7 protein-coding genes are annotated in these 6,594 nt (G+C 71.5%); 2 read left to right on the plus strand and 5 right to left on the minus strand.

Annotated features, from left to right (window positions below; genetic code table 11):
- Positions 1-4: 4 nt before the first annotated feature.
- The 3 genes from V6U86_RS31290 to V6U86_RS31300 form a co-directional block, all read right to left on the minus strand.
- The gene (locus tag V6U86_RS31290) at positions 5-604 is read right to left on the minus strand and encodes a sulfite oxidase-like oxidoreductase (protein WP_091408112.1); all 600 of its coding nucleotides are present in this window, start codon (positions 602-604) and stop codon (positions 5-7) included.
- Positions 605-679: 75 nt separating this feature from the next.
- Positions 680-1,702, minus strand: coding sequence for a TerC/Alx family metal homeostasis membrane protein (locus V6U86_RS31295; protein ID WP_334509714.1), 1,023 nt, complete (start codon positions 1,700-1,702; stop codon positions 680-682).
- A 217-nt stretch (positions 1,703-1,919) separates the two neighbouring features.
- Positions 1,920-2,330: a DUF2267 domain-containing protein gene (locus V6U86_RS31300; RefSeq protein WP_334509716.1), complete on the minus strand. Its 411-nt coding sequence runs from the start codon at positions 2,328-2,330 to the stop codon at positions 1,920-1,922.
- Between the two features lie 155 nt (positions 2,331-2,485).
- Here V6U86_RS31300 and V6U86_RS31305 point away from each other — a divergent pair, with 155 nt between their 5' ends.
- Complete coding sequence (locus V6U86_RS31305) at positions 2,486-2,758, plus strand: DUF2795 domain-containing protein (RefSeq protein WP_030332551.1); 273 nt, start codon at positions 2,486-2,488, stop codon at positions 2,756-2,758.
- A gap of 78 nt (positions 2,759-2,836) precedes the next feature.
- Positions 2,837-3,502 carry a DUF1345 domain-containing protein gene (locus tag V6U86_RS31310; RefSeq protein WP_334509718.1) on the plus strand — a complete coding sequence of 222 codons (666 nt, stop codon included), beginning with the start codon at positions 2,837-2,839 and terminating at the stop codon, positions 3,500-3,502.
- A 259-nt stretch (positions 3,503-3,761) separates the two neighbouring features.
- Here the strand turns inward: V6U86_RS31310 and V6U86_RS31315 are convergent, their stop codons facing one another.
- Complete coding sequence (locus tag V6U86_RS31315; protein ID WP_334509720.1) at positions 3,762-4,430, minus strand: hypothetical protein; 669 nt, start codon at positions 4,428-4,430, stop codon at positions 3,762-3,764.
- Positions 4,431-4,487: 57 nt separating this feature from the next.
- Positions 4,488-5,462, minus strand: a complete 975-nt coding sequence (locus tag V6U86_RS31320; protein ID WP_334509722.1) for a pirin family protein — start codon at positions 5,460-5,462, stop codon at positions 4,488-4,490.
- Between the last annotated feature and the right edge of the window lie 1,132 nt (positions 5,463-6,594).

Consider the following 6,594-nt stretch of genomic DNA (forward strand, 5'->3'; position numbering starts at 1 on the left):
GCGCTCAGTCACCCTGGTACCGCTGTTCGCGCCACGGGTCGCCGTAGTCGTGGTAGCCGGCGGTCTCCCAGAACCCCGGCTCGTCCATCGTCTTGAGGCGGAGGCCGCGCACCCACTTGGCGGACTTCCAGAAGTACAGGTGCGGCACCAGCAGTCGGGCCGGCCCGCCGTGCTCGGCGGGCAGCGGGGCACCGTCGAAGGTGTGCACCACCCAGGCCTGACCGCCGCGCAGATCGTCCAGCGGCAGGTTCGTGGTGTACCCGCCGTAGGAGTGCGCGAGCGCGAAGTGCGCCCCCGTGTCGACGTCAGCGAGCAACGTGTCCAGCGAGACGCCCTGCCAGTTGGTGCCGAGCTTGGACCAGCGGGTGACGCAGTGGATGTCCACCATCGGCGTCTCCTGCGGCAGCGCCATCAGCTCCTGCCACGACCACCGGTGTTCGCTGCCGTTCTCGGCGGAGATCACGAACTCCCAGGTGTCCAGTGACACCCGGGGCGTCGGGCCGGCCGAGAGCACCGGAAAGTCCTCGGTCAGATACTGACCGGGTGGCAGGGCCGGCTCCTGCGTTCGGGGCCGACCCTGAAAGCCCGGTGACACGATTCCCATTGCACAGTCGTACCACCCGCGCCGGCCGGGGCGGGAGCTTTCCCGCGTACCCCCTCGTCGGCTGGCGCGGCGCGGTCAGTGCCGTTCGGCGACGACCTCGCGGTCCTGCGGCAGGTTGCCGCCCCGGGTGGCGCGCAGGCTGGTCACCGTGACGACGACCAGCACACCGATGATCACGCCGAGCGAGGCCAGGGTGGGGATCTGCGGCACGCTGTCCCAGATGCCGTGCGCCCAGTGCAGACCCAACTTGAGACCGATGAACGCCAGGATGATGGCCAGGCCGTAGCTGAGGTGCACCAGCCGGCTCAACGCCGCGTGCAGGACGAAGTAGAGCGCCCGCAGGCCGAGCAGGGCGAACGCGTTGGTGGCGAAGACCAGGTACGGGTCCTCGGTGATCCCGTAGACCGCCGGCACCGAGTCGACAGCGAAGACGATGTCGGTGGCCAGCACCGCGACTACGACCAGGGCGAACGGGGTGAGAGCCCGCTTCGCGCCCTGCCGGACGGTCATCCTGGTGCCGTGGTAGTCGTCGACCACCGGCATGACCTTGCGCAGCAGCCGCACCGAGCGCATCTTGTTGATGTCGACCTCCTGCTGGTGCCCGGACAGGGCGTCACGCAGCAGCTTCACCGCGGTGGCGATCAGGATGATCGCGAAGAGCAGGAAGGCGAAGTCGAGGGTCTGCAACGCGGCCGCGCCGAGGGCGATGAAGACGGCCCGCAGCACCAGCGCGCCGGCGATCCCGTAGAGCAGCACCCGCTGGGCGAGCACCGCCGGCACCGCGAACGCCGCCAACAGCAGCATGAAGACGAAGAGGTTGTCGACCGAGAGCGACTTTTCCACCAGGTAACCGGTCAGGTACTCGACGCCCTGCTGGGAGCCGAAACGCGACCAGATCCAGGCGCCGAACGCCAGCGGCAGCGCTATGTAGAACGCCGACCAGCCGATGGCCTCCCGCATGGACACCTCGTGCGGGCGACGCGTGACCAGGAAGTCCAACACCAGCAGCAGGATGACCCCGATGATGGTGACCGCCCACAGCGTGGGCGTGCCCACCGACGACAGGTCACTGGCGGCGGACAGATACGACTCGCTCATGTGGGGTCTCCTCGAACACCGTCATGTTCGAGGTCTCCTTCACCCACCACCTGATGGGCAACCACCCGAGGCACGCCGGGCGCGCCGTACTGACCGGAATGGTTCGTGGGAAGTACTCCCCTCGCACGACCAGGTTAGGCCAGGCTGAATGGCCACGCCAAGCGGGACATCGATGGTTGCCCTGGTAAACCGCTGTGTGTGGGCCGAACGAGGGCCGTCAGCCGCGGCGCAGCGTGGCCCCCGGGGCCATCGCCGGCTCGACCAGGCCCCGATAGTCACGCGGCAGTTGAGTCACCACGTCATCGAACTCACCGCCGGTGATCGCCTCCCGCAAGGTGGTGAAGACCGCCCGACTGGCGTCCCGAGCGGCCGGCTCCTGCACGCCGGCGCGCAACGCGACCCGGGCGACGAACTCCGCAGCGCCGAACCGGTCCGCCTGCTCGGTGCTCGGGCTCGGCTTCAACACGAGTTGCAGCGGTTGGGGCATCTGGGCGGCCAGGTCCAGAACCTCGCCGCCGGTCAACCGCTCGGCGAACGTCTCCAACACGGCCCGGGTCAGCTCCACCGCCCGCTCGGACGACGTGGCGGTGCGCTGGGAAACCTGGTCGATGAAGGTGTCGTAGTTCATCGCGTACTCCTTGGGCTCGCGTCGGCGTCAGCGGGTACCCGCGGCGCCCGAGGAGAAACGACCCCGGGTTTCCTTCGCCGGGTGGGCGTGACCGGCCGACGGGCGGGTAACCGCCGCCGGTCGTCACCACATCGATGCCCGAGGGAGCCCACGCCATGGCGAGCTACGCCGACGTCCTGCAGTACCTGTCGAGCCTGGACTACCCGGCCGAGAAGGACGACGTGGTCCGCGAGGCCGAACGGGAGGGTGCGCCGCCGGACGTGCTGAAGGCGCTGCGCGCCCTGCCGCCGGTCGACTACGCCAACGGGACCGAGGTGGCCCGATCCGCCGGAATCGAGGCGGCGCCCGAGGTGGGCCCCGCCCAGCGGGCCGAGCAGGCCCGGGACAAGAAGCACAACCGGGTCTCGCAGCACCTGCGCGGCATCTGACCCGGCGGTGGCGCTGCCTGATCCCGTCGTCGCCACCCGGCACGAACCGTCCACCCCCCGGACCGAGGAGCGGTGCGGATGACCCGTACCGGCCCGTCCCGACCCGCTGATGTGCGTTTCCCGGCTGCGGCACAGCTCGCCGTGGTGGCGGTGGTCGGCATCATCGCCGGCTGCGTCTTCACGCTGCTGCTGCCGCTGCCGCTCGCCGCGCTCGTCGGCTGGGACGTCGGCGCGCTGAGCTGGCTCGTCATGGTCTGGCACAAGATCTGGCCGATGGACGCCGAGCGGACCGCCCAGCTGGCCGTCCACGAGGACCCGAACCGGGCGATCCGGGACGCCCTGCTGCTCGTCGCCTGCCTGGCCAGCCTGCTGGCCGTGGGGTTGGTCGTGGCCAGCGCGCAGAACGCGCCCCCCGGGACGACCAGGGAACTGCACAGCGGCGTGGGAGTGCTCAGCGTGGTGCTCTCCTGGTTTGTGGTGCACACCGTCTTCGCCGCCCGGTACGCCCGGATCTACTACACGGGTCCGGACGGCGGGGTGAACTTCAACCAGCACGAGCCGCCGTGCTACTCCGACTTCGCGTACGTTGCGTTCACCATCGGGACGACGTTCCAGGTCTCCGACACCAACCTCACCAGCAACGAGATGCGCCGTACGGTGCTGCGCCACTCGATGGTGTCGTACCTGTTCGGCGCGTTCATCATCGCCGTGACGGTGAACCTGCTGGCGGGTCTGGCGCGATGACGACACTGGCTTGCCGGTCCCCCGGAGCGCGACACGGGGTGGGCCGATCGAAGCGCCGGGACAGGCGGGCGCCCCTGGTCACGAACCGCGACCCAGGGCGCCACGACGCCTGCCCAGGCGGTGAACCGCATCCGAACCGGTCGCGGTCACCAGGCAGTGGAGGCCCGCCCGAACCGAGCGGCCAGCACTGCCGGGTCCAACCATACGACAGAACATCCTCCGTTTGGTCAGAATTTGCGGAAGTGTGGGCCAGGGCACGTCACGATCGACCGGTCACCTCCGCGTACCGGTGCTCCAGGTCGACCCGGGCCAACGCACCCACCAACCAGGCCAGCTGCTCCGACTCGCCACTGGCCAGGCCAGCCAGGTCGTCCGCCGACCTGCCCAGCCCGAGCCGACGCGCGGCGGCCAACGCCCGCCGGTCGGCGACCGGAACCACCTCCCGCCACAACGCCTGCGCCTCGCGGAGAAACAGGACGACGACCTGATCGTCCACGCCCGGAAGCTCGGCGAGCAGGGCCCGCTCCCGGACCGGGTCGTGGTGCGCCAGCGCCCGCAACCGGCGCAGATCGCCCCGGTACCGCTCGACCACCGTCCGGGCCAGGTCCCCCAGCACGGCCGCGACCGCGTCCACGTCACCACGCTGGCCGCTGGCGCGCAGCACCCGTACCCGATCCTCGTGCAGCGAACGAGCCAGCCGGGCGGCGCTGTCCCACCCCTCGTCGCGCAACGCCCGTGCACCGTCCAACGCCCGCCGGAAGTCACCACGACGGGCCAGCAGCACCGACAGGTAGAGCACCTGGAACAGGCTCGCCGGGTTGTTGGTCACCCGGAACCCGTACTGCTCGGCGAAGCCCCGCCCGCTACCGGCGAGCCGGCGCGCCAGACGCTTACGGTCCTCCACCGGAGTGATCAAACTTGTCGCCATATCGGCGACTACCCGCGCCGCCAACTGCCACACACCGGGCCGCGCGCACCGGTGTCGTCAGCCGTGCAGGCCGCCGGTGCGGTCGCGGGCCTTGAGGCGGGTCGTGGGGAGCGCGGGCGCCGGCAGCGGCGGCGCCGGATCGTCGGCGACCACACCGAAGCGACTATCGCCGGCCATCCAGTCGTCCCGGGCGGCGGCGACCTCCTCGTGCGACCGGCCGACGAAGTTCCACCACATCACCAACGGCTCCTCGAACGGCGTACCGCCCAGCAGCAGCAACCGGGCCCCGGCCCCGCCCCGCACGGTCAGCTCCCGACGGCCCGAGCCCAGATAGAGCAGCTCCCCCGGCTCGAACCCGACCCCGGCCGCCTCCGCGGACCCGGACATCGCCAGCACGGCGTACTCGAAATCGGGCCGCAACGACATCGTCGCCGGCGCCTCGCCGCACAGCTCCAACTGCACCCCCACCAGCGGGGTGTGCACCCTCGCCGGTGACCGTTCCCCGGCGAACTCGCCGACCAGCAGGGTGACGTCCAGGTCGCCGTCCCGCCAGCGCGGCAGGTCGGCGTGGTGTGCGAAACCGGCCGCTCCGGCCCGCGCCGGGTCCGGCAGCGCCACCCACAGCTGCACGCCGTGCATCACCGGCGGGTGGGTGGCCGGTGACCGCTCCGAGTGGGCGATGCCGTTCCCGGAGGTCATCACGTTCAGCTGGCCAGGAACGATCGGCTGCACGTTGCCGAGGCTGTCCCGGTGCAGGATCTCACCGTCGAGCAGCCAGGTGACCGTCTGCAGCCCGGTGTGCGGGTGCGGCGGCACCTCCATACCGGGCCGCTGCGCCACATCGTCCGGGCCAAAATGGTCCACGAAACACCATGCGCCAACCATCCGGCGGGCGCGCTGCGGGAGCAGCCGCCGCACCGTGGTGTACCTACCCAACGGCACGTCGTGGCCGGGCAACAACACACTGCCCGGATCGACGTCGGCCACGCCAGGCGGTCGGGTCTGCGCCAGCATCGAATCAGTACGCTCCACCGCCCGACTGTACGCTCACACCCGCCTGCGACCGCCGCGCTTCCAGCCAGGGCTGCCACGCTTCACCAGCACGTGGCCTTGGCGCGGCCGGACGTGACCTGGCGCGGCGCGGCCCCTGGCCTGGCACGGCCTGGCCCGGGGCAGCCTGGCGTGGCGTGCCCGGCGTGCCCGGCGTGACCTGGCGTGGCCCGGCGCGGCCCGGCGTGACCTGGCCCGGCGCGGTCCGGCGCGGTCCGGCGCGGTCCGGCGTGCCCGGCGCGGTCCGGCGTGCCCGGCGCGGCCCGGCGCAGCCCGGCGTGACCTGGCATGCCCGGCGTGACCTGGCGTGCCCGGCGCGCGGCGTGGCGTGGCGCGTCAGGGCGCGCGCCGTCGGATTGGCCGGAGTAGATCACGCCGAGGCGGTCAGGATCGGCAACGATCATGGCCACCGCTGCCGCCCCCAGGAGCAACACGACGGCGGCGGCAGCCACCAACAGGCGAGCCCGGTGGACCACTGTCGTGGCGCGGCCACACCGGAAGGGCCCGGCTCCGACTCCAGTTCGCGATCCGCGCCGTTCCCCACTGCGGCCATGCCTCATATCCCTCCGACGGCCCCCGTTCAGGGGTCCGTACCCGCCGGTCGATCGGATCACTCGGCGCCGATCACGTCACTCCGCTACGTCGCCAACGTAGATCTTGGACAGTTTCCGTTCACGCAGTTCACGCAGAACGGAAACTGTCCAAGATCTACGGAAAACCCCCGACCAGACCACGCCACCCGACTCCCCCAAAGGCCTTGCGCGGCATCCTCACCCCTGCAACCGGCGACCAGCCACCACGAGCGACCAGCGACCAGCGACCAGCCAACGACTAGCCGCAGGCGGCAGAGGACGGACGGCGGCAGACGGCAGGCGACGGACGGCGGGCAGGCGGTGGGCGCAGCGGACAGCAGGCAGCGCGGGCAGGGGCGGCGGGCGACGGCAGGCGGCAGACGGCGGCAAGCGGACGGCGGGCAGCGGGCAGCGGGCAGGCAGCGGACGGCGGCCACGACAGCAAAAAGGGCGCTGGGCGGGACCCCCGGGGTGCGGGTGGCGGCCCGCGGCCTTTCGTGCGGTCTTGCCGTGCTGTGGGGCTGGCGTGCGGGGCGGGCGGT

The sequence above is a fragment of the Micromonospora sp. CPCC 205558 genome (genome assembly GCF_036902955.1).
Classification (GTDB): Bacteria; Actinomycetota; Actinomycetes; order Mycobacteriales; family Micromonosporaceae; genus Micromonospora.